The organism is Hydrocarboniphaga daqingensis (genome assembly GCF_900129825.1).
Taxonomy (GTDB): domain Bacteria; phylum Pseudomonadota; class Gammaproteobacteria; order Nevskiales; family Nevskiaceae; genus Hydrocarboniphaga; species Hydrocarboniphaga daqingensis.
Genome location: NZ_FQWZ01000007.1, coordinates 24,629 through 46,165, shown reverse-complemented (window position 1 = coordinate 46,165; position 21,537 = coordinate 24,629). Strand labels below are relative to the sequence as shown.

The 21,537-nt window shown below is 66.2% G+C and carries 15 protein-coding genes; 5 read left to right on the top strand and 10 right to left on the bottom strand.

Going from position 1 to position 21,537, the window contains the following annotated elements; genetic code table 11:
* Window positions 1–227 precede the first annotated feature (227 nt).
* The 4 genes from BUB09_RS13920 to BUB09_RS13905 all read left to right on the top strand — a co-directional run bounded on the left by BUB09_RS13920 (window position 228) and on the right by BUB09_RS13905 (window position 8,553).
* The gene (locus BUB09_RS13920) at window positions 228–1,850 is read left to right on the top strand and encodes a flavin-containing monooxygenase (RefSeq protein WP_072898436.1); all 1,623 of its coding nucleotides are present in this window, start codon (window positions 228–230) and stop codon (window positions 1,848–1,850) included.
* Between the two features lie 32 nt (window positions 1,851–1,882).
* Window positions 1,883–4,033, top strand: coding sequence for a PQQ-dependent dehydrogenase, methanol/ethanol family (locus BUB09_RS13915; protein WP_436232914.1), 2,151 nt, complete (start codon window positions 1,883–1,885; stop codon window positions 4,031–4,033).
* Between the two features lie 135 nt (window positions 4,034–4,168).
* Window positions 4,169–5,617, top strand: a complete 1,449-nt coding sequence (locus tag BUB09_RS13910) for an aldehyde dehydrogenase (RefSeq protein ID WP_072898435.1) — start codon at window positions 4,169–4,171, stop codon at window positions 5,615–5,617.
* Between the two features lie 245 nt (window positions 5,618–5,862).
* Window positions 5,863–8,553 carry a winged helix-turn-helix domain-containing protein gene (locus BUB09_RS13905; RefSeq protein ID WP_072898433.1) on the top strand — a complete coding sequence of 897 codons (2,691 nt, stop codon included), beginning with the start codon at window positions 5,863–5,865 and terminating at the stop codon, window positions 8,551–8,553.
* A 24-nt stretch (window positions 8,554–8,577) separates the two neighbouring features.
* On the opposite strand, the gene BUB09_RS13900 is transcribed toward BUB09_RS13905, so the two are convergent.
* The 5 genes from BUB09_RS13900 to BUB09_RS13880 all read right to left on the bottom strand — a co-directional run bounded on the left by BUB09_RS13900 (window position 8,578) and on the right by BUB09_RS13880 (window position 14,560).
* A complete protein-coding gene (locus BUB09_RS13900; RefSeq protein ID WP_072898431.1) occupies window positions 8,578–9,420 on the bottom strand; it encodes a class I SAM-dependent methyltransferase in 843 nt (280 codons plus the stop codon).
* Window positions 9,421–9,533: 113 nt separating this feature from the next.
* Complete coding sequence (locus BUB09_RS13895) at window positions 9,534–10,376, bottom strand: class I SAM-dependent methyltransferase (RefSeq protein ID WP_072898417.1); 843 nt, start codon at window positions 10,374–10,376, stop codon at window positions 9,534–9,536.
* A gap of 99 nt (window positions 10,377–10,475) precedes the next feature.
* On the bottom strand, window positions 10,476–11,090 hold the full coding sequence (locus BUB09_RS13890) for a C40 family peptidase (RefSeq protein ID WP_072898415.1): 615 nt from the start codon (window positions 11,088–11,090) through the stop codon (window positions 10,476–10,478).
* Between the two features lie 126 nt (window positions 11,091–11,216).
* Window positions 11,217–13,763: a hypothetical protein gene (locus tag BUB09_RS13885; RefSeq protein WP_072898414.1), complete on the bottom strand. Its 2,547-nt coding sequence runs from the start codon at window positions 13,761–13,763 to the stop codon at window positions 11,217–11,219.
* Between the two features lie 83 nt (window positions 13,764–13,846).
* Window positions 13,847–14,560 carry a hypothetical protein gene (locus BUB09_RS13880; RefSeq protein ID WP_139250293.1) on the bottom strand — a complete coding sequence of 238 codons (714 nt, stop codon included), beginning with the start codon at window positions 14,558–14,560 and terminating at the stop codon, window positions 13,847–13,849.
* A 128-nt stretch (window positions 14,561–14,688) separates the two neighbouring features.
* Here BUB09_RS13880 and BUB09_RS13875 point away from each other — a divergent pair, with 128 nt between their 5' ends.
* Window positions 14,689–16,572 carry a DUF885 domain-containing protein gene (locus BUB09_RS13875; RefSeq protein WP_072898411.1) on the top strand — a complete coding sequence of 628 codons (1,884 nt, stop codon included), beginning with the start codon at window positions 14,689–14,691 and terminating at the stop codon, window positions 16,570–16,572.
* Between the two features lie 7 nt (window positions 16,573–16,579).
* On the opposite strand, the gene BUB09_RS13870 is transcribed toward BUB09_RS13875, so the two are convergent.
* Genes BUB09_RS13870 through BUB09_RS13850 form a run of 5 tightly spaced genes read right to left on the bottom strand, consistent with a single transcriptional unit; the run spans window position 16,580 to window position 21,521 of the window.
* Window positions 16,580–17,314: an RNA pseudouridine synthase gene (locus tag BUB09_RS13870; protein ID WP_072898409.1), complete on the bottom strand. Its 735-nt coding sequence runs from the start codon at window positions 17,312–17,314 to the stop codon at window positions 16,580–16,582.
* A gap of 37 nt (window positions 17,315–17,351) precedes the next feature.
* Window positions 17,352–17,891: a SprT family zinc-dependent metalloprotease gene (locus tag BUB09_RS13865; protein ID WP_139250292.1), complete on the bottom strand. Its 540-nt coding sequence runs from the start codon at window positions 17,889–17,891 to the stop codon at window positions 17,352–17,354.
* Window positions 17,888–20,209, bottom strand: a complete 2,322-nt coding sequence (locus BUB09_RS13860) for an ATP-dependent DNA helicase (protein ID WP_072898395.1) — start codon at window positions 20,207–20,209, stop codon at window positions 17,888–17,890. The genes BUB09_RS13865 and BUB09_RS13860 overlap by 4 nt, the downstream gene beginning before the upstream one ends.
* A complete protein-coding gene (locus tag BUB09_RS13855; RefSeq protein ID WP_072898393.1) occupies window positions 20,206–20,931 on the bottom strand; it encodes a hypothetical protein in 726 nt (241 codons plus the stop codon). Before BUB09_RS13855 ends, BUB09_RS13860 begins: the two co-directional genes overlap by 4 nt.
* Window positions 20,931–21,521 carry a LexA family protein gene (locus BUB09_RS13850; protein ID WP_072898391.1) on the bottom strand — a complete coding sequence of 197 codons (591 nt, stop codon included), beginning with the start codon at window positions 21,519–21,521 and terminating at the stop codon, window positions 20,931–20,933. The genes BUB09_RS13855 and BUB09_RS13850 overlap by 1 nt, the downstream gene beginning before the upstream one ends.
* Window positions 21,522–21,537 lie beyond the last annotated feature (16 nt).

Genomic DNA, 21,537 nt, shown 5'->3' with positions numbered 1-21,537 from the left:
GGTAGTGCCGACCGCACACCCCTTTCATACGATCGGCTTGAGAGAGGCGCAGTGGCTCAATGAAGGCTGCTGACGATATTAGAACCAGTCCCGCATCGCGTTCAGAGTCGGTCACCTGAAAGCGGGCTTGCGAGCGACGGATTTGCGCGCCGGTCTGGTTTGGTCCTCTCGGGATGTCAGTCCACGCCGGTCGGCTGCGGCCGCCACTCGATCACGGGTACCCAACAATGAACAACGAAAAGATCAGATCAATTCCGGAATCTGCCTACGACGTGCTGATCGTCGGCGCGGGCTGGTCGGGCATGTACATGCTGTACCAGTGTCGACGTTTGGGGCTGTCGGCGCGGATCATCGAAAAGGGGCCGTCGGTCGGCGGCACCTGGTACTGGAACCGCTATCCGGGCCTGCGCTGCGACGTCGAGAGCGTCGAGTATTCGTTCTCGTTCGACAAGGAGCTGGAGCAGGAATGGAACTGGTCGGAGCGCTACGCCTCACAGCCTGAAATCCTGCGCTACGCCAATCATGTCGCCGATCGCTTTGATCTGCGCCGCGACATCTCGTTCAATACCAAGCTGACGGCGCTCCATTACGACGAGACCACGACCCGCTGGACCGCCACCACTGAAGACCAGCAGACGGTCAAGGCCCAGTACGTCGTAATGGCCACTGGCTGCCTGACGATACCGAAAGACCCGGCGATCCCGGGTCTGGATCAGTTCAAGGGCGAGGTCTACCACACGTCGAGCTGGCCGCATGATCCGGTGGACTTTCGCGGCAAGCGCGTCGGCGTCGTCGGCACCGGCTCATCCGGTATCCAGGCGATTCCGATCATCGCCGAGCAGGCCGATCATCTGTACGTCTATCAGCGCACGCCGAGCTACAGCCTGCCGGCGCACAACCGCAAGCTGACGCCCGAGCAGATCAGCCAGGTCAAGGCGCACTACGACGAACTGCGCAATGAAGCGCGCCACCACATGGTCGGCATCCCCGGCGAAACTTATGCCGCATCGGCGTTCGACCTCGACGAGGCCGAGCGCACGCAGATTTATCAGCGCATCTACGACCAAGGCCGGCCGTTTGCGCTGATGGTGGCGTTTGGCGACGTGCTGATCGACGAAAAAGCCAACAAGACCGCACAGGAGTTTCTCGCCGCACGGATACGCGAGCGGATCAAGGACCCGGAACTGGCTGAGCAGATGGTGCCGCGCGATCAGTTCGCGGGCACGCGGCGCTTGTGCATCGATACGAATTACTACGAAACCTTCAATCGCGACAACGTCACGCTGAAGAACCTGCAGAAGGACCCGATCAAGCGCATCACCGATAAGGGCATCGAAACCGAGCGCGGCTTCGAAGCGCTCGATTGCCTGGTGTTTGCCACCGGCTACGATGCAATGACCGGCGCGCTGATGTCGCTCGACATTCGCGGCAAGGGCGGCCAGACGCTGCGCTCAAAGTGGGCCGAAGGGCCGCGCACGATGATGGGCTTGATGACGGCGGGCTTCCCGAATCTGTTCATCGTCACCGGTCCGGGCAGTCCGTCGGTACTGAGCAACATGCTGATCTCGATCGAGCAGCACGTCGAATGGATCGCCGGCTGTCTCGATCATCTGTCGAAGCACGGCAAACGCCAAATCGAAGCCAGCATCGAAGCTGAAGACCAATGGGTGGACCACGCTAACGCGGTGGCCCACAGCACGCTGTTTCCCAAAGGCAACACTTGGTACATGGGCGCCAACATCAGCGGCAAGCCGCGCATCTTCATGCCGTACATCGGCGGTGTAGGTAATTATCGCCAGCTGTGTGAGCAGGTGGCGCGCGACGGCTATCGCGGGTTTATAACGCAGTGACCAGGGGCTTTGAGGAGACAACCAGAATGAGAATGAACCGTTTCGCCGCCGCGGCTTTGCCGTGCCTGCTGCTGACGATGGTGGCCTGCAAGCCATCACCAGATAAGAGCGCAGCAGCCAGCACCGCGCCAGCTGCTGCTGCATCACCCGCGGCCAGTGTCGATGCAGCGCGCATCATCGCGGCCGACAAAGAGCCGGGCTCTTGGATGAGCACCGGTCGCACCTACAGCGAGCAGCGCTATAGCCCGCTGACCAAGGTCAATCACGAAAACGTCGGCAAGCTCGGCTTGGCTTGGAGCTACCGACTCGACGTCGACCGCGCCACCGAAGGCACGCCGATCGTCGTCGACGGCATCATGTTCGTCACCCATGCCTATTCGATCGTCAGCGCGCTCGACCCGGTCACCGGCAAAGAGCTGTGGAAGTTCGACCCGCAAGTGCCGCGCGACAAGGCGCGTGACGGCTGCTGCGACGTGGCCAATCGCGGCGTCGCCGTGTGGAAGGGCAAGGTTTACGTGGGCGCCTACGACGGCCGCTTGATCGCGCTCGACGCGGCCACTGGCGCCAAGGTGTGGGAAGTCGACACCGTGGTCGATCATTCGCGCAGCTATACCGTCACCGGTGCGCCGCGCATCATCAAAGGCAAGGTCATCATCGGCAATGGCGGTGCCGAGCTCGGCGTGCGCGGCTACATCAGCGCTTACGACGCCGCCGACGGCAAGATGCTGTGGCGCTTCTTCACGGTGCCGGGTGATCCGTCCAAGCCGCCTGAGAGCGAAGCGATGAAGATCGCGATGCCGACATGGAAAGGCTCGCGCTGGTGGGACAAGGGCGGCGGTGGCGGCGGCACGGCCTGGGACTCGATGGCCTACGACGCCGATCTCGATCTGCTCTACGTCGGCACTGGCAATGGCTCGTTCTGGAACCGCGCATCACGCAGCCCCGGCGGTGGCGACAACCTGTTCGTGTCGTCGATCGTCGCGATCAAGCCCGACACCGGTGACTACGTCTGGCATTACCAGACCACGCCGGGCGACACCTGGGACTACACCGCCACGCAGCACATCATCCTGGCCGATCTAAAGTTCGGCGACACGACGCGCAAGGTGCTGATGCAAGCGCCGAAGAACGGCTTCTTCTATGTAATCGATCGTGCCAATGGTCAGTTGATTTCGGCCGAGAAATTCGCGCCGGCCAATTGGGCGACGCACGTTGACCTGAAGACCGGCCGCCCTGTCGAAAATCCGGAAGCCGATTGGGCAACCAAGCCGGCACTGGTCAGCCCAGGTCCGCTCGGTGCGCATAACTGGCAGCCGATGTCGTTCAACCCGGATACCGGCCTGGTCTACATTCCGATGCAGGAAGCCGTTGCACTGTTCACGCCGGACCCGAAGCAGGACTTCAGCGGCAAGGGCACGTGGCACATGGGCTCGACACCGATCGCACTGCCCGAGAACGATGCCAAGGCACTGCAGGGCGTCACCGACATGCACAAGGGCCATCTGGTCGCTTGGGACCCGGTCACGCAGAAGGAAGTCTGGCGCCAGAGCTATGTCACCGTGTGGAACGGCGGCACGCTGAGCACCGCCGGCAACCTGGTGTTTCAGGGCACGGCCGATGGCCGCTTCGTCGCCTACGACGCCAAAACCGGCAGCAAGCTGTGGGAAACGCCGGCCAATACGGGCGTGATGGCCGGTCCGGTCACCTACGAGATCAACGGCGAGCAGTACGTCACCGTCGAAGCCGGCTGGGGCGGTGCGTTCCCGTTGGCGCTCGGTGCGTTGTCGGAGCCGGCCAAGGTGCGGCCGGAAGCGCGCGTGCTGACCTACAAGATCGGCGGCACCGCCACGCTACCGCCGCCGAAGAACGAGCCGCGAACGCAGCCCAAGCAGCCGCCGGTCACCGCGACCGAGGCCGTCGTGGCGCAAGGACGTGATCTGTACAACGGCCATTGCGGCATGTGCCACGGCCCCAATGCGCTGGCGGGATCGGTGATCCCCGACCTGCGCTACATGACGCCGGAAAAGCACGAGATGTTCGCCGGCATCGTCGCGGGTGCGTATCGCGCCAAGGGCATGCCGGGCTTCAGCGACACGCTCAAGCCTGAAGACGTCGAAGCGATCCACCAGTACATCATCAAGCGCGCCAACGACCTTCAAACGCAGTTGGGCTCGACGTCCTGAGCCCTGCTTCGCCGCGCCGGAATGGCACGACCTGATACGCGAAATCAATTACCAGGTACTCCGAATCGAATCCCTCATGTAGCCCCGTTCGCGCGGGTGAGGCGATTCGATCGGCTCTTTGGAGGAGAAGGATAGATGGCAAGCAACGACTACTCTCGCAATGCATTCTTCATCGGTGGCCAATGGGTCGCGCCGTCGACGACGCGACGCTTCGATCTGACCAATGCATCGACCGAAGAACATCTCGGCTCGGTGCCCGAAGCGGCCGAAGCCGACGTCGATCGTGCCGTCGCTGCCGCGCGGCACGCGTTCGATCATTCGGGCTGGGCCACATCGAGCGCTGCCGAACGTGCCGCCGTGATGGGTCGCTTCGCCGAAGCACTGAACAAGCGCTCGACTGAAATCGCCAAGCTGGTCAGCATGCAGAACGGCATGCCGGCATCGCTGAGCGCGCTGTTCGAAGGCACATTGCCGGTGGGACTGCTTGGCTACTACGCCGAGTTGATCGGCAGTCAGTCGCCTGATGAAACGCGGCCGTCTCAGCTGGGCAAGGAAACCATCGTCAGCCGCCGTCCGATTGGCGTCGTCGCGGCGATCGTGCCGTGGAACTATCCCGTGGTGCTGGCGATGACCAAGATCGCACCGGCGATGGCGGCCGGCTGCACGATCGTCATCAAGCCGTCGCCCGGCACCGTGCTCGACAGCTACCTGATCGCTGAAGCGGCGATTGAAGCCGGCGTACCGGCCGGCGTGATCAACTGGGTCGCGGCCGACCGTGAAGTCGGCGCCTACCTGGTATCGCATCCCGGCATCGATAAAGTGGCCTTCACCGGCTCGACGCCGGCAGGCCGCTCGATCGCCAAGGTCTGCGGCGAACTGCTGCGGCCGGTCACGCTGGAACTCGGCGGCAAGTCGGCTGCGGTGATTCTCGACGACGCCAATCTCGACCAGGTGCTCGCCGGCCTGCCGATGGTGTCGCTGATCAACAACGGTCAGACCTGCTTCAGCTGCACGCGCATCCTGGCGCCGGCCAACCGCTACGGCCAGATCGTCGACGCGATTGCATCGACGGTGTCGTCGATGAACGTCGGCAATGCACTCGACCCGTCGACGCACGTCGGTCCGATGGCATCGGCCGCACACCGCCAGCGCGTCGAAAGCTTCATCGCCAAGGGCAAGAGCGAAGCGCGTCTGGTCACCGGCGGTGGGCGTCCTGCAAACCAGAGCCGTGGTTGGTTCGTGCAGCCGACCGTGTTCTCCGACGTGACCAATGATGCGGTGATCGCACGCGAAGAAATCTTCGGGCCGGTGCTGGCCGTGATTCCGTACAAGGACGAAGCCGAGGCGATCCGCATCGCCAACGACACGATCTACGGCTTAGGTGGCTCGGTGTGGAGCGCCGATACCGATCGCGCGCTGCGCGTCGCCAATCAGATCCAGACTGGCACGATCGGCATCAACGGCTATGCGCTGTCGATCGGTTCGCCGTTTGGTGGCGTCAAGGCCAGCGGCCTGGGTCGCGAACTGGGTCCGGAGACGCTGTCGGGTTACCAGCAGCTGCGTTCGACCTACGTCTCGGGCTGAGCACGGCGCACGACCTTGTGATGTAAGGCCCGCAGGCCGCTGCGACGACAGCGGTCTGCGGGCATCACGCTGCCCCGCAGTCGATACGCGAGCAGGTGCTACCATCGAGTTCGGCACCGACTCTGAACACTCCGCTGATGTTTCCATCGCCTGCAAGCGCGTCGCGCGATTCCGATACACGGCTTTGACAGCAGGCCCGATCTGGTGAGCCCGTCTGCTGCCGCGCCGGCTGCGATTCACTGCCGATGACCGCTTCGGAAATCAACGTCCAGAAACTGGACGCGCCGCGCAACCTACCCGATGCGATTGCGCGTGATGCGTTGTTTGCGCGCGGCCTCGATGATCCATCGGTGCAACTCGTGCTGCTGCAAGCGCCCGCCGGCCACGGCAAGACAACGACGCTGCTGCAGTTCAAAGAGCGCGCCGAACGCGACGGCGCCCGCACCGCGTGGCTGACGTTCGACAACGCCGACAACGATACGCGCCGCTTCTCGGTACACCTGCAAGCGGTGATCGATCGGGTTGCACCGGTCGATGTGCGCGAGGCGGATACCGCGCAACACGATGCGCTGATTCCACGACGCGCCTCCGACTGGCTGATCGACCGGCTGATGCAGTCCCGCGAGCCGATCGCGCTGTTCTTCGATGAGTTCCAGCAGTTGCAGCAGCCTGATCTGCTTGGCTTCTGCCAGGAATGGTTCGAGCGCCTGCCGATGCACGTGCGCGTCTACATCGGCACGCGCGCCGAGCCGGCAATCCACTTATCGCGAATGATCGTCAGTCGCCGCGCGGTGGTGCTGCGCACCGAAGATCTGCGCTTTACGCGCGACGAGGTATCACGCTACTTCGATGCTCAACTCGGCACCGAGGTCACCCGCGACGAAGTCGATTCGATCTTCCGTCTGACCGAGGGCTGGCCCGTCGCCGTACAGCTCTACGGACTGAGTCTGTCGAGCGCCGACGTACGCCGCACACTGCACCTACCGCCGCCGCAGACTCAGGAGTTGGCGCGGTATCTGTCGAGCCGCGTGCTGATGCTGCAGGAGCCGGGCATCCGCGACTTTCTGCTGAAAACGTCGATCCTCAAGCGGCTGTGTGGTCCGCTATGCCAGGCGGTGACCGGCCGTAGCGACGCCGTCCACATCCTGCTCGACCTGGAACGCTCGGGCCTGTTCCTGCGACGCCTCGGCATCGATGGCGTCTGGTTCCGATATCACGGGCTGTTCTCCGACTTCCTGATCGCCGAATTCGGTCGGACATCGGCCGCCGCTAAGGCCGATGCGCATCGCTGCGCCGCTGCGTGGAACCTCAAGCACGGCTATTACGAAGATGCGGTGTACCACTGGCTGGAATGCGGCGACGTCGGCGCCGCTGCCGATGCACTCGCCGTCTTCGGCAAGGAGCTGGTCGCCAACGGCTCGCTGATCACGCTCGAATACTGGTCTGACCGGCTGCCGTTCGACGAGATCGCCAAGCGCGCCGATCTGTCGATCGCGGTCGCCTACGCTTATGTGTTTCTGCGTCGCTTCGACAAGCTGCCGCCGCTGCTGGCGCTGTTCGATACGCTGATCGGATCGGGCAGCGTCGAGGCGACGACCAGCCCGGATATCGTGCTGTCGATGGCGGCGGTGGCCGCCGACGACACCGCCCGAGCCTTTGCTCTGATCGACCGCGTGCCCGTCGATGCGCTGCAGCCCGGCGGCTTTAGCGCCTTCGAACTGGGTGCCGCGTCGAACCTGCTGGCCTATCGCGAAATCACGCTCGGTCGCTTTGCCGAAGTCGACCATCACATCCATGTCGCGCGGCGCTGCAACGTGATGGGCAAGGCCGCCTTCAGCCACGGCTATACGGTCGGCGTCGCCGGTGCCAGCGCCTTGCTGCAAGGCAGTCTCGACGAGGCGATCACGATCTTCCAACGAGGACTCGCCACGCATTACGCCGAGCTGGGTGAGTCGTTCTCGCTGGCGGCGCTGGTGTCTTGCTACGTCTGGGGTCTGTACGAATCCGGCCAGTACGCGTCGGCGCTGGCGCTGTTCGATCAGCACCGCTCGATCATCTCCGGCTCGGCGCTGCCGGATTTCTTTGCGGTGGCGTTTCTGTCGGCCGCGCGGATGCGCTCTAGCAGCGGGGATCGCAGCCAGGCCGAGGCCTTGCTCGACGTCGCGGCCGACATCGCCGAACGCAATCGCTGGTCGCGGCTGCAGGCGCTGATCGGCTGGGAGCGTGTGCGCACTGCGATCGCCGACGATGATCTGGCACAGGCTCAGGCGCTGGCCGACACGATCGCGCCGACGTTGTTGCCGTCAGGCTGGGTTCCGTTTTCGGAAGAGCTGGAATGCGAGGTCCTGGGCCGGCTGCGTCTGCTCGCGCATGCAGGTCCGGTCACGGCGGCGCGCGAAGCACTGGACGCCGAAAAGCTGCGATCGCACAACCGGCCATTCCGGACCATGAAGCTGCAACTGCTCGACGCGGTCTTGCTGGATCGCCGCGGGGACCGACGCGGCGCACAGCGGCTATTGCAAGGCGTGATCCGCGCCGCCGAGCTGGGCGGCTTCATCAGCGTGTTCGCCAACGAAGGCCGCACGATCGCCAAGCTGCTGCAGGACATGTACAGCGCGATGCTGCTGCATCCGCAGACCGGCGATTTGCCGGTGAGCACCGAGTTCATCAGCGCGGTGCTCGCCTGCTGCCGCATCGGCATCACCGGCAATGCGCCGCCCGTGACCGCCGAGCCTCAGCACGAGCCGCTGTCGGAACGTGAAATCGATGTGCTGGCGCTGCTCGGCTCGGGCGTGAAGAACAAGGGCATGGCGCAGCACTTGTTCGTGTCCGAAAACACGATCAAGTTTCACTTGAAGAACATCTTCGCCAAGCTGCACGTGACCAGCCGATCCGAAGCGATCATCACCGCGCGGCGTCTCGGCATCATCGAGTAAACACGCCGCGCGGCACGATCTGCGTCAGGGCTGCGGCTTGATGAACTTCAGCGTCATCCGGTCGGACTCGCCGATCGCAACATACTTGGCGCGATCCTGGTCGCCCAACTCCAGCGTCGGCGGCAAGGTCCAGACGCCTTCGGGGTGATCCTTGGTGTCCTTCGGGTTGTGGTTGACCGGCGAGCTGGCAACGAAACGAAAGCCCACTTGCTGCGCCAGCGCCTTGACGTAGGCTTCGCTGACATAGCCCGTCTTCTTCATCTCGTCGACCGTTTCGCCGGGCTTGCCACGATGCTCGACGATGCCGAGCGTGCCGCCGGGCTTGAGAGCGGCATAAAACGCCTGGAACGCCGCCAGCTCGCTGTCGCGTGCGATCCAGTTGTGCACGTTGCGGAAGCTGACGACCAGATCGGCGCTGGCAGCGGGCGCGATGTCGACACGCAGCGGCGGCTGGAATTCGGTGATCACCGGCGTGCCGTAGCGCGCCGGGTCGGCTGCAAAGCGCGCCGTCATCGCCGCCACGGCCTTCTTGGCGCCGTCGGACGCGGTCGGCAGGCTGACCGCTGACGCTGCCGCGTAGTAGCGGCCGCTCTTGCTCAAGTACGGCGCGAGGATTTCGGTGTACCAGCCGGCGCCGGGTGAAACCTCGACGACGGTCATGTCCGGCCGGATGCCGAAGAAGCTCAGCGTCTGCAGCGGATGGCGATAGCGGTCGCGCTGGCGATCAGCATCGCTGCGCTGAGGGCTGGCGATCGCCGCCTCCAGTTGCGGATCGGTCGCGGCGGCAGGCCTAGCGCCCGCAGCGGCGCAAACGGATGCGGCCAGCACAGCAGCCAGCGCCCAGGGCGCGGCGGATATCAGTTTCATGGTGATCGTCCCAAGTGGATGACGGTGCGCGATAGGCGCCGATGCGCTGCGCAACGTTCGCCTTGCGATGGTAGACCGCCGCAGCCGAGGCCGACAGCGCAGCAGCCGCGACGCTAGCGGCCGGCGCCGCGCGTGGCCAGCACGCCGTCGCCGTTGAACTCGGTACGAAAGCCGGCGCGCTGCAGCCGGCCGGCCACTTCGGACGGCACATCACGGCGGCTGGTCAGCCGGTTGGGCGCCCCGGTGTAGTGGAACAAGCGGCCGCGCGGGCGGATCACGCGCGCCAGCTCGTCGTAGAAGCGCTGCGAATACAGCTCGCCGGCAATGCCGAAGCGCGGCGGGTCGTGCAGGATCGCGTCGACCGATGCCGACGTCAGCGCCGTGATCGCGTCGGCCACGTCGCCCTGCTGCAGCTGCAATGCGCTGGGCAGCCGATGGTCCGGCGACCAGGGATTGAGCGTGCGCAGCCAGATCACGTCGGGATTCTTCTCGAACGACAGGATCTGCCGCGCCCCGCCCTGCAGGCACCAGGCAGCGAAGTACCCCAAGCCGCCGCAGGTATCGAGCACCACCTTGCCCTGCGGCTGGATCAGCCCGACCTTGCGCTGCGCGTCGTCGTAAGGCGACACCTGCTCGGTCGGCAGCATCTTGATGCCGTCGATCTCGAAGGTCGGCGGACCCCAGTGCGTCGGCACCAGCTTGATCAGCGAAGCACCGAAGCGCGACACCGGCACGAAGCCGGCACCGTCCCAGTGGTAGATCGTGCGGTCCTTGCAGACGTCGGCATACGCGAAACGCTGCTCGCGCCAGCCCCAGTGATCGGCGGCCAGCGCAACCGTGTGCCGGCTGCGGCCGAGATCGAGCGACACCTCGACGCTGGACTGTCCGGCATCGCGGGCCGCGAGCAGCGCTTGGTGTACCGGCAGGGTCAGCAGCGGCAGCGAATCGGAAGCCATCGATGGAGAACGAGCGCCGGCCAAACCGGACGAAGCGGCAAGCCTACACGGCCGGGCGTGGCTGCGGGACGGCGCCGCCGCGCCTCCGCGAGGGCGACGCTAGTAAGCGGTGGCCGTCGACGGCAGCACGCGCCGCGCCTTGACCAGGCGGCGGTCCCAATGCGAGCTGAGCCGCGTGCGGACGACGCGACGGGCATCGGGTGAGGCATGGATGATCTCGCGGTTACCGGCGTAGATCGCCACGTGCAGCTGGTTCTTGCGGAAGCGGTAGAACAGCAGGTCGCCGGGCTGCAGCGCGTGCAGGCCGACTTCGCGGCCGGCGTGGATCAGATCACGCGTCGAGCGCGGCAGGTCGACACCCGCGTTGCGGAACGCCATGCGGACCAGACCAGAGCAATCGGTTGCATTCTCGGACGCAGAACCATAGCGATAGCGCACGCCGATCATGCCCGAAGCGTTGTCGAGCGCTTCGGTGCCCGGATCAATCGCACCGTAATCGTTGCTGTCGAGCTGCTCGGAAAACAACAGCTGCAGTTCGGCCATGGCCAGATCGTCGTCGCCGTCGATCAAGTCGGCGGTACGGAATTGCATCGTGGCGCTGGCGGATGCCGGCGCAAACACCGGGCGGGCGGAATCCAGATCAGCGCTGAGCTGCAGTGCAAATGCTTGCGACGCCAGCAGCGATGCGATCAGACAGAAAATCAGTCGAGCCAAAGCAAACCTCTATCGGGAACGGAGCCGCCGGAAGGCCGCGCATAGTACGCAGCGGGTGTCTGGAAGCCCCATAGACAAAACATCGCATGGGCGCAAAACCAGATGTCCGGTAGGGCGGGCCCGTTCTTACGGTGGGGGTTCGACTTCAGATGCAATCGGTTGCGTGATAGGCGCCACCGTCTCGGCCGCCTTCTGCCGCGCCACCCGGTCGATGTCCTCCTGGGTCGGTGGCAGCCGTTGGATCTCCAGCGCGATCGTGTTGACGATGCTCGGGTCGTCGCGCAGCTTCAGATACAACTTGCCGTCAGCCGGATGCGGCACCGGCAGGCTGTAGCCGGGGAAGCCGTCCGACACCTGGACGGCCGGCTCGAAGCGCGGGTTGGCCGACACCGAATCGACCAAGAACAGGTCGCTGCCGCTGAGCTTGCAGGCCAGTTCCGGGTCGGCCGGGCACTTCAGATCCTTGAGCACCGGCAAGCGCACCAGCGACACCAGCGGCTGCCAGTCGCCGGCGATGTTGCCGACCACCGGCCGGAACTTCAGCGGCCCGAATGCCGAAAAGCCGAACGCCCGCGCCGGGTCCAGCGACACGACGCCGACACGGGCGTCGCCGAGGCGGATACCGCCGTTGGCGATGCTCAAGCGTGTGGCGAAGGCCTCGTCCTGGGTGGCCACTTCGATGATCTGGTCGGGCGGGAACGTCGCCGGCACCTGGGCGCGCACCGAGAACGTCAGCCGCGCGTCCTGTGGCAGCTCGCCCTGGTTGGCCAGCGTGATGTTGCTCTCGCCGCTGCTGCGCGATGGCTGCACGCTCTTGCCAATCAGCGTTACGCGCGGCCGTGGCGGGTCGATCGTCGCGGTGACGCGGACCACGCGGCCGTCTTTGAGCGTGGCGCGCGCCGCGATGCCGCGGTCCGGGCGCAGCGCGGCAGCGGCCTGCAGGTCCTGGGCGACCATCGGCAGTTCGTCGTCCTTGCCCTGCGTGGACAGCTCGCCCGGCACGAACGTGGCGCCGCCGATCGCCAGGCTGACCACTTCATCGAGCCGGCTGCCCTTGAGCAGGCCCTGCCCGTCGCCGGCATGCATCGCAAAGCTGTCGAGACGCGTGGCATTGGAAAACACCTGCAGCGGGATCGAACGCGGCTCGCTGACCCCCGACTGCTGCACCAGCAACGTCATCGCACCTGGCTGCGCGGTCTGCAACGGCAGCTTGACCTCGACGATGCCCGGCTTGACGGTCTTCCACTCGGCCTTGAGCTCCTTGCCGGCCGGGTCGCGCAACATGAAGCCGTCGACGCAGCTGGTGCTGCTGGCGCGCAGCCGCACCGTGTCCTGGCGGCCGACCACCAGCGCGTTCTCGTCGCCGTCGGCCAGCTCCCACGCGTCGGTCGCCGCATTGGCATTGCGCAGCGTGAACGTCGGGCCCTGGTAGGGCTCGAAACCCCAGTAACCCACCAGCGAAGCGCGCACCGTGTCGCCGAGGTTCACCGACTGCAGACTGGCCGTATTGACCACGTAGCCGCCTTGGGCGGCGTCGGCGCGCGCCGGCAGCCGGATCAGCTTGCCGTCCTGACCGGTCACGTTGAGCGTGATGTCGTGGGCAAAACCGGTCGAGAACGCCAGCGGCGCCCCTTCGACCGGCAGCACCAGCTGGTCACGGCTGGCGCAGTAGATTTCGGTCGGGTCGACCGCGTGCAGCGGCGGCAGCTGCGACTTTTTCTCGATCGCCGGCATCGCCACCACCAGCACCGACTTGGGGCTGTGGAACGACGGCGGCGCGTTCAGCGTCAGCGCCAGCTTGTCGCCCTGCTGCGAGGCCAGCGCCGGGATGTACTGGTACTGCGCGGTGCTGAACGAGTCGAAGATGCGGACGATGTCGAGCACCGAGGCGATGTACGGGCTGTAGATGCCGTAGCCCAGCTCCGGCGTCGCCGCAGCGGCCATCACCAGGTCGGCGCCGGGGCCGCTGGTCAGCGTCGCGGCGATCGACATGCTGTGGCCGTCGTTGAGGATCAGCGCCTCCTGGCCCTGGGTCAGGCAGGCCGCCTGCAGCATCGGGATCTTGTCGAGGCACTTCTCGTCGACCTTGATCTGCAGGCTGCGCGCCAGCAGCGGCGCGACTTCCTTCATCAGTGACGGCGCGCCCTGGCTCAGCGAATGCACGGCGGCCAGATAGCGCTCGAGCCGCGACCGGTCCAGGGCCGCCTGGTTCAAGTCCTGCGTGGCGCGGACGAACGCACCCGGCCGGCCGCGCACGGCGCTGACCAGCGCGTTCATGTCGCCATTGGTGGCCGGTGCCAGCATCACCAGCATCTGCTGCGCGCCCTTGGGCACGGTGACGGTCAGGCCCTCGCGCTTGCACTTGCCCGTCCAGGTCTTGCACGGATAGAACCAGTCTTCCGGCGGCGGGTTGGTCGAGCCGCTGAGAAACGCGGCCACCATCAAGTAGTCGGCCGACTGTGTTGCCGGAAACTCCGGCTTGATCCAGATCTTGTCGCCTTCGGCCAGATGCGGCACCTCGGACGCCGGCAGGATCACCTTGCCGCGGGTGACGACCACGTCGAGCGTCGGCCCGGCGAGGTCAAACGGGGCCGGCCCGGCGGCCTGGACGACGCCGGCCAAGGAGCCCACCAGCGACAACACGATGCACAACAGCCAACGTTGCAATGCCATGAAAGGGTTCAACCTGATCGATTCACAATGAGCGCCGCAATGCGCCCCAGCCGCTTGGAGCCTGCGCAAGGTCCGAAGTTCGGCTAGCGGTAATGACGGGCGATCTCGCCCCAGCGGGCCTTGGCCTCACCGACGAGTTGGGTGAACGCGTCGCGCTCCGCCGCCAGCCGCGCCGCGTCGACCGAGCGCGCATCGGCCACGGCCGCCGCGTCGAGGCCGCGTGACACGATGCCGCGCGCCTCGCCGTAGGTGTAGCCGGTACGCACGTCGGTGAACACGGCGCGCGCAACGCTGGTCACCGCGTCACCCTCGCCCGGTGCACCACCCAGCCGTAGCTTGCGGTCCGGGCCGTAGTCCTGTCCCCCGATCCGGAACGTCGTCTCGACCGTATACATCAGCAGGATGTCGCTCTGCAGCTTGGCGGCGCTCAGGCGCAGATCGTCGAGCGATTCGAGCTTGCGCGGCAGCAATTGCAGGTCAAGCCGGCCGACGCTGGCCACGGCCGGCCACTGCGCCATGGCCTGCAGTTGGGTCTCGCTGAGCAGCTCGCCGCTGGTGACCAAGCTGTAGCGGCCCTTGCCGTAGCTGCCGACCGTCGCCGACTGGTATTCCGAGGCCTGCAGCCGGACCACCGACAGATTCGACGGGAAATGCGGTGACGGCTGGCGCGGGATCGCATCGGCGTCGGTGCCGTGCAGCGCGTCCCACTGCACAGCGCCGCCTGGCGTGCGGTAGTGAGCGCAAGCGGCGCACAGCAGCGCAAGGCCGGTGGTCAACAGCAGCACTGAATGTCGCAAAAACCCTCTCCTGGTGGCCCGCGCGCCCGGCGCGGGGCGCCGCAGTTTAGCGGCAGCCGCTTGCCGACGGCTGAGCGGGGCGCGGCATGCGGTAGGCTCTGCGCTGACCTTCAGGGACCCCGACGCCGATGACCCGCACCGCCTTGACCACCGCCCTCGCCGCCCTGCTCGCCAGTGCTTGCGCCAGCCAGCCCCCTGCGCCACCCGCCGCGCCGCCGGTGCCAGCAGCGGCGACGCCCGCAGCGCCAACCGCCGAGCAGATCGCCGCCGAAACCGCGCGACTCAACGCCTGGTTCGAAGCGCGCTACGAAGAAGAGCTGGCGTTCAGCCCGATCATGCTGACGTTTCTGGGCCGCAAGGATCGCTACAACGAACTCGACGACATGAGCGAGCAGGCGGAGATCGACCAGCTGCAATGGCGCCGCAACAGCGTCGAGGCGATGAAGTCGCAGTTCCGCTACGACTGGCTGACCGACGAGGCGAAGACCTCGTACGACATCTGGCAATACCAGTACGAACGCCAGGCCGCCGGCGCCGCGTTCCGCCGCAACCGCTACATGTTCGACCACATGAACGGCGCGCAGTCCGATCTGCCGACGTTGCTGATCAGCTTCCATCGCGTCGACACCGAATCCGATCTGCAGGCCTATATCGACCGCGTCGCCGCGATTCCAACGGCCATGGACACGCTGATCGGCCGTGCGCGGCTGGGCTTGGAGCAAGGCGTGCGTCCGCCACGGTTCGCCTACGAGGGCGTGATCGACCAGGCGCGCAAGGTCATCACCGGCGCGCCGTTCACCAAGGGCAAGGACTCGGCGCTGTGGGCCGATCTGCAGGCCGAGATCGACGGCCTGCAGAAGAAGAAACTGATCAGCGCCGCACGCGCCCAGGCCTTGAAGTCGCAGGCGCGCACGACGCTGGTGATGCAGCTCAAGCCGGCGTACCAGCGTCTGATCGCATTCGTCGAAAGCGACATTGGCAACGCTGCGGTCAACCCGTCCGGCGTCGGCAGCACGCAGGCCAACGGCGCGGCGTATTACGACGAAATGCTGCGCTTGATGACGACGACCGACCTGAGCGCCGAGCAGATTCACCAGATCGGCCTGAGCGAAGTGGCGCGGCTGCGCGGCGAGATGATCGCGCTGAAAGACCGTGTCGGCTTCAACGGTGATCTGGAGGCGTTCTTTGCGTTCATCGACTCCGACAAGCGCTTCGTATTCCCGGAGAACGACGCCGGCCGCCAGGCTTATCTCGATCAGGCGACGGCGGCGATCAACAACATCAAGAAGGAACTGCCGCGCTACTTCGGCGTGTTGCCCAAGGCCGATCTGGTGGTCAAGCGCGTCGAAGCGTTCCGCGAACAGCCGGGCGCGGCGCAGCACTACTATCCGGGCACGCCCGACGGCTCGCGCCCTGGCACCTACTACGTGCATCTGTCCGACGTCAGCGCAATGCCGAAGACCGAGCTGGAAGTGATCGCGTATCACGAAGGCCTGCCCGGCCATCACATGCAGATCTCGATCGCACAGGAACTGACCGGCGTGCCGACGTTCCGCACGCAAGCCGACTTCACTGCGTATCAGGAAGGCTGGGCGCTGTACTCGGAATGGCTGGCCAAGGAGATGCCCAACACCTATCAGGACCCGTACTCGGAATACGGCCGGCTCAGCTCAGAGATGTGGCGCGCGGTGCGTCTGGTGGTGGATACCGGCCTGCATGCCAAGGGCTGGACCGAGCAGCAGGCGGTCGATTACTTCGATGCCAATCTGTCGGTGCCGCGCGCGGCCGTGGTGTCCGAGGTGCAGCGCTACATCGCGGCGCCGGGTCAGGCCACGGCGTACAAGATCGGCATGATGCGGATCCAGCAGCTGCGTCGCAGCGCCGAAGCCGCGCTCGGTGATCGCTTCGACATCCGCCGCTTCCACGACTGCGTGCTGGCCGGCGGCGCGCTGCCGCTGGATCTGCTCGATCGCCGCGTCAAGCAGTGGATCGCAGCCGAACAGCAGCGCTGATGCGCAACTAGAAGCGCTTGAAGCCCGGCAGGTAGCGCCACTGTCCGGGCTGCAGCTTGCCCATCGCGACCTGACCGATCCGCAAGCGGCGGATCGTCGTCGCGGTCAAGCCGACGCTCTGGCACATCGACTCGATCTGCGCGGCGCGGATGTCCTTGGCCGCAAAGCGCAGACGCTGCTCGCTTTGCCAGCTGACCTTGCAGCCAGGCAGCTTCCAGCCGTTGGCGGTGATGCCGAGGTTGAGCCGGTCCAGCCCGCCTTCGGCGATCGTGCCGCTGACGTCGACGACGTATTCCTGCTCGATCAGCTTGGCGTCTTCGGTCAGCCGGCGGCGCACGCCGTAGTCCTGCGTCAGCACCAGCAGCCCGCTGGCGTGCACCGCCAGCGGCATCGGCACGTCGAGCCGCACGAAGTGACGGCGCAGCACGCGCATCGGCGGGTCGGTGTGCTCGGTTACGCGCGTGTCGGCCGACAGCCGCCGCCACGCTGGCTGTTCGCCGCCATCGGCATCGATGCCGGGCGGCTTGTGCATGATGATCGTCACCGGCTCGATCGGCGCCGGCGCCGCATCTGGCAGCAAGGCCACCGTCATCGCATCGGGCTCGACCATGAACTGCGGCTCTTCGACGATGCGGCCGTCGACGGTGACCCAGCCGCCTTCGATGTACAGCTCGGCCTCGCGACGCGAGCACCCGGTGAGCGCAACGACGGCTTTGGCGAGACGGATCGAGGGGTTGGTCATGGCGCCATTGTAGGCGCAGCCCTGCAGCCGCGTGCCGCTACAGCGCCAAGCGCCGCTGCGGCGGCGGCTCGACCGCGATGCTGCGGCGCTGGCCTTCCATCTCGTGATACGGCAGCGGCGGACGGCCGAAGTAGCGCATCACGGCACACCACTCGGCGCCGTGATGCTCGCGCGTCCTGGGCAGATACCAGTCGACGACCAGGTGCGCGATTTCGTGCGGCGTGGTCTGCTGGATCATCTGGATCGGATAGCGCATCAGCAGCTCGGGATGCACATGCATCCATTGCTGCGGCGGGCCGGGCTGCTCGCGCAGGCTGACCGCCATGCCGGCCACGCTGCCGCGCAAATCGTAGACCACGGTCGGACGCGGAATCGGTGTCTTGACGCGCGTGATGATCGGCATCTGCCGCGCGCGCTCGATCCAGTGATCGACCGCTTGTTCCAACCGTGCGCGGACGCGCTGCGGATGGCGCTGCGCGGCACCGACCTCCCATTCCACGCCATTGCGGTCGCGTACCAGCGGCACCGCGTTCCAGCTGTGCGCCGGTGGATCATCACTGCGCTGCAGATGCTTCATGGCGCGCTCGCGTTCCACCAGCGCGGCAGCACTTGGCGCACGCGCGGCCGCAGATAGCGGTCGTCGATCAAGTGGATCGTGCCGCGGTCCTGGCGCGTGCGGATCACGCGGCCGGCGGCTTGCACGACCTTCTGCAGGCCCGGATACAAGTAGGCGAAGTCGTAGCCGTCCTCGGCGCCGAAGATATCGGTCAGACGCTGGCGCATCACTTCGTTGACGGCGTTGTACTGCGGCAGACCGAGCGTGGCGACGAACGCGCCGATCAGGCGATCGCCGGGCAGATCGACGCCTTCGGCAAACGCCCCACCCAGCACCGCCAGCCCGATCTGCCGGCCGTTGGCGGTAAAGCGCGACAGAAAGCCGCTCTGCTCCAGCTCGCTCATGCCCGACTTCTGCGCGTGCACCGGCAGCGACGGATGGCGCTCGGCCAGCGCTTCGGCGATCTGCTGCAGGTAGTCGTAGCTGCTGAAGAACGCCAGATAGTTGCCGGGCTGATGCGTGTATTGCGCGGCGATCAAAGCGACGATCGGCGCCACCGATGCGGCGCGGTCGCGGTAGCGCGTCGAGATGCGCCCGGCGATCTGCACGCTCAGCTGCTGCGCATCGAACGGCGACGGCACGTCGAGCCAAGGCGTGTCGTCGGCCAGGCCGATCAGGCTGCGATAGAAGTGCGGCGGCGTGATCGTCGCCGAGAACAGCACAGCCGACGTCGCGGCGTACAGCCGCGGCGCGAGAAACGGCGCGGGCACGACGTTGCGGATCGTCAGCGTCGAATCGGTATTGCCGATGCCGGGATGACGGACCACTTGCAGGTCGCAGACCGAATGCGTGCCGAAGCTTTCGGCGCGCTCCAGAAAGTGCAGCGCGTCGAAGTAGAAGCGCTGCAGATGCGGCGGCCCGGCGTCGGGATGCTCGGTGTAGAAGTCGCCCAGCGCCGCGACGGTCTGCGTCAGCCGGTCGATCAGTACCTGCGGCGCGGCGTCGAGCTGTACGTAGTCTTCGGTCTGCGGCGCGCTGATGCGGCGCCAGTCGTCGGCCAATGCATTGAGTGCGCGCGAGCTGGCGCGATGCACCGATCCCTTGACGGTCGGGATCGCGGTTTCGGTCAGCTCGGCGGAATACATCGCGCGGCCGCGCTCGACCAGGTTGTGCGCTTCGTCCACCAGCACGGCGACGCGCCATTGGTTGAGCGTGGTCAGGCTGTGCAGCAGCGCGCTGCTGTCGAAGTAGTAGTTGTAGTCGCCGACGACGACGTCGACCCAGCGCACCAGATCCTGCGCCAAGTAGTACGGACAGACGCTGTGGCGCAGCGCGACGTTGCGCAGCGCGGCTTGGTCGATGCAGTACAGCGCCAATGCCTCGTCGCGCGCGGTCGCCAAGCGGTCGTAGAAGCCCTTGGCCAGCGGGCACGACTGCCCGTGGCACAGCTTGTCGCGATGCACGCAGGCCTTGTCGCGCGCGGTCAGTTCAAGCACGCGCAGCGGCAGCGCGCTGCCGTCGGCACCGCGCAAGCTGGCCAGCGCCGACAGCGCGGCCTGACGGCCGGAGGTCTTGGCCGTCAGGTAGAAAATCTTGTCGAGACGGCCTTTGGCCATCGCCTTCAGCGACGGGAACAGCGTGCCGATCGACTTGCCGATGCCGGTTGGTGCCTGCGCCAGCAGCGGCGTGCGGCGCTGGATCGCGCGGTAGATCGCCTCGGCCAGTTGGCGCTGGCCCGCATTGAAGTCGGCAAACGGAAACGCGGCCCGCTCCAGCGCCTGGTTGCGCTGCTGCTGGTGCACGAGCTGCGCCGCGTCCCAGACGCGGTAGGTCTCGCAATGCTGCTCGAAATACGGATCCAGCTCGGCAACGCTGTAGCGCTGCGTCAGCGGCGTTTCGGACTTTTTGTCGACGTCGAAATAGATCAGGCTCAGATCGATCTGATCCAGGCCGCGTTCGGCGCACAGCTGCGCGCCATAGATCTTAAGCTGCGCCCAGTGCAGCGTGCGGTGATTGTCCGGGATGCGCTCGATACGGCCGCGATACGTCTTGATCTCTTCGAGCGTGGCGATCGGCGCGCTGCCGGTCGGCGGACGCAAGCCGTCGGCACGACCACGCGTCAGCAGCGTCTGGTACTGCCGCTGCAACGGCACTTCGCGCAGGTAATCGCCGCTGCGTCGACCCGTGACGATCGCATGGCCTTCGATGCCCTGCTGCGAGGTCGGTGACGGCGTGAAGCGCAGGTCCAGATCGCCGCGCTTGGCGGTGAACTCGCACAGCTCGCGCACGGCGATCGGCGTCACCGGCGTCACCTCGACACAGGCCGCGGCTGCGCTCATAGCAAGGGCATCGGGTCGGCCAGTGATCGGTAGCGATCGGCCTTGGCCAGCGCCATCCAGTGGCTGAAACCCAGGCGCACCGGACGGTGCGGCGCCGGACGCAGCATCTGGATCGCATCGGCAGTGGCTCGCATCACACCGCATTCGGGCGGCACGTCGTCGGCATCACCGACACCGTCGGCCAGCACGTACCAGCACTGGCTGGCCAGCGCCAGATAACCCGCGCGCTTGTCGGCCTTCTTCAGGTCGGCCTTCAAGTCGGCGCGCTTGACCTTGATCTCGTGGATCACCGGCTCGACATAGTCCTCGACCGTGGTGTTGGCGATCGAATACACATCGGGCCGCAAATGCAGCCAAGCCTCGCCCGGCTTGCCCAGCAGCGTCAGACCGCGAAACGCGATGCGGCCGTTGCGCACTTGCTGGTCGGCAATGCGCTCGACCAGCGCTTCGTGCTCGTCGAGCGCCGCGCGGTTGCGGTTCAGCGTTGCCGACAGATGGCGCAAGCCTTCGTCGGTGACGCGCAGGCATTCCGGCCCGCTGCGCTGCGCGACGCGTTCGAGCAGGCCCGCCGCGAGCAGATCGATTTCGATGCTGTCGAGGCAAGGCCAGCCGGCCGAGCGGTACATCGCGCGCAAGCGCTGATCGTGTGCCCGGCTCAGCAGCGGCCGCGTGGCGGCGACGGTGGTCGTGGCGGCGACGGGAAGATCAAGCACGGCGCTCATCAGCGGAACCGCTTGATCAGGCCGGTGACGACACCCCAGATCATCCATTCGTCGCCGTCGCGGATCGTTCGTACCTGGTGGATCGGGTTGGACGATTCGGGGATCAGCTGCGGCGTGCCGCCGCGCGTCGACCAGCGCTTCACCGTGTGGCCTTCGCCGAGAATGATCGCGATCACGATGTCGCCGTCGCGCGCTTCCAGGCCGCAGTCGACGATCAGCTTGTCGCCTTCGCCGATGCCGGCGAGGTCCATCGAATCGCCTTCGACCGTGAAGATCCGCGTCTTGTCGGCACGACGCACCAGCAAGCGGTTCAGGTCGACCCCGAAGTCGATGTCGTCGTCGGCCGGCATCGCGGCGCCGGCCGGCACCCGCGTGCTGACTTCACCCAGCAGCAGCTCGGGCGGGTCGAAGGCCACCGGCTCGGACGGCAGCTGCGCCGCCGCGCGTTGCAGCCGGTAGCCGTCGAGGAAGCGCACCACGCTGGGCACCGCGCTTTCGGGCACGCGCAGCGTGCGCGTCGATTCGCCGGGGTAACGGCTACCCGAGCCGGCCGGACGGCCGGCGCCGGGTCGATATCCACCTTTGGGCATGGCACAACTCGCTTCT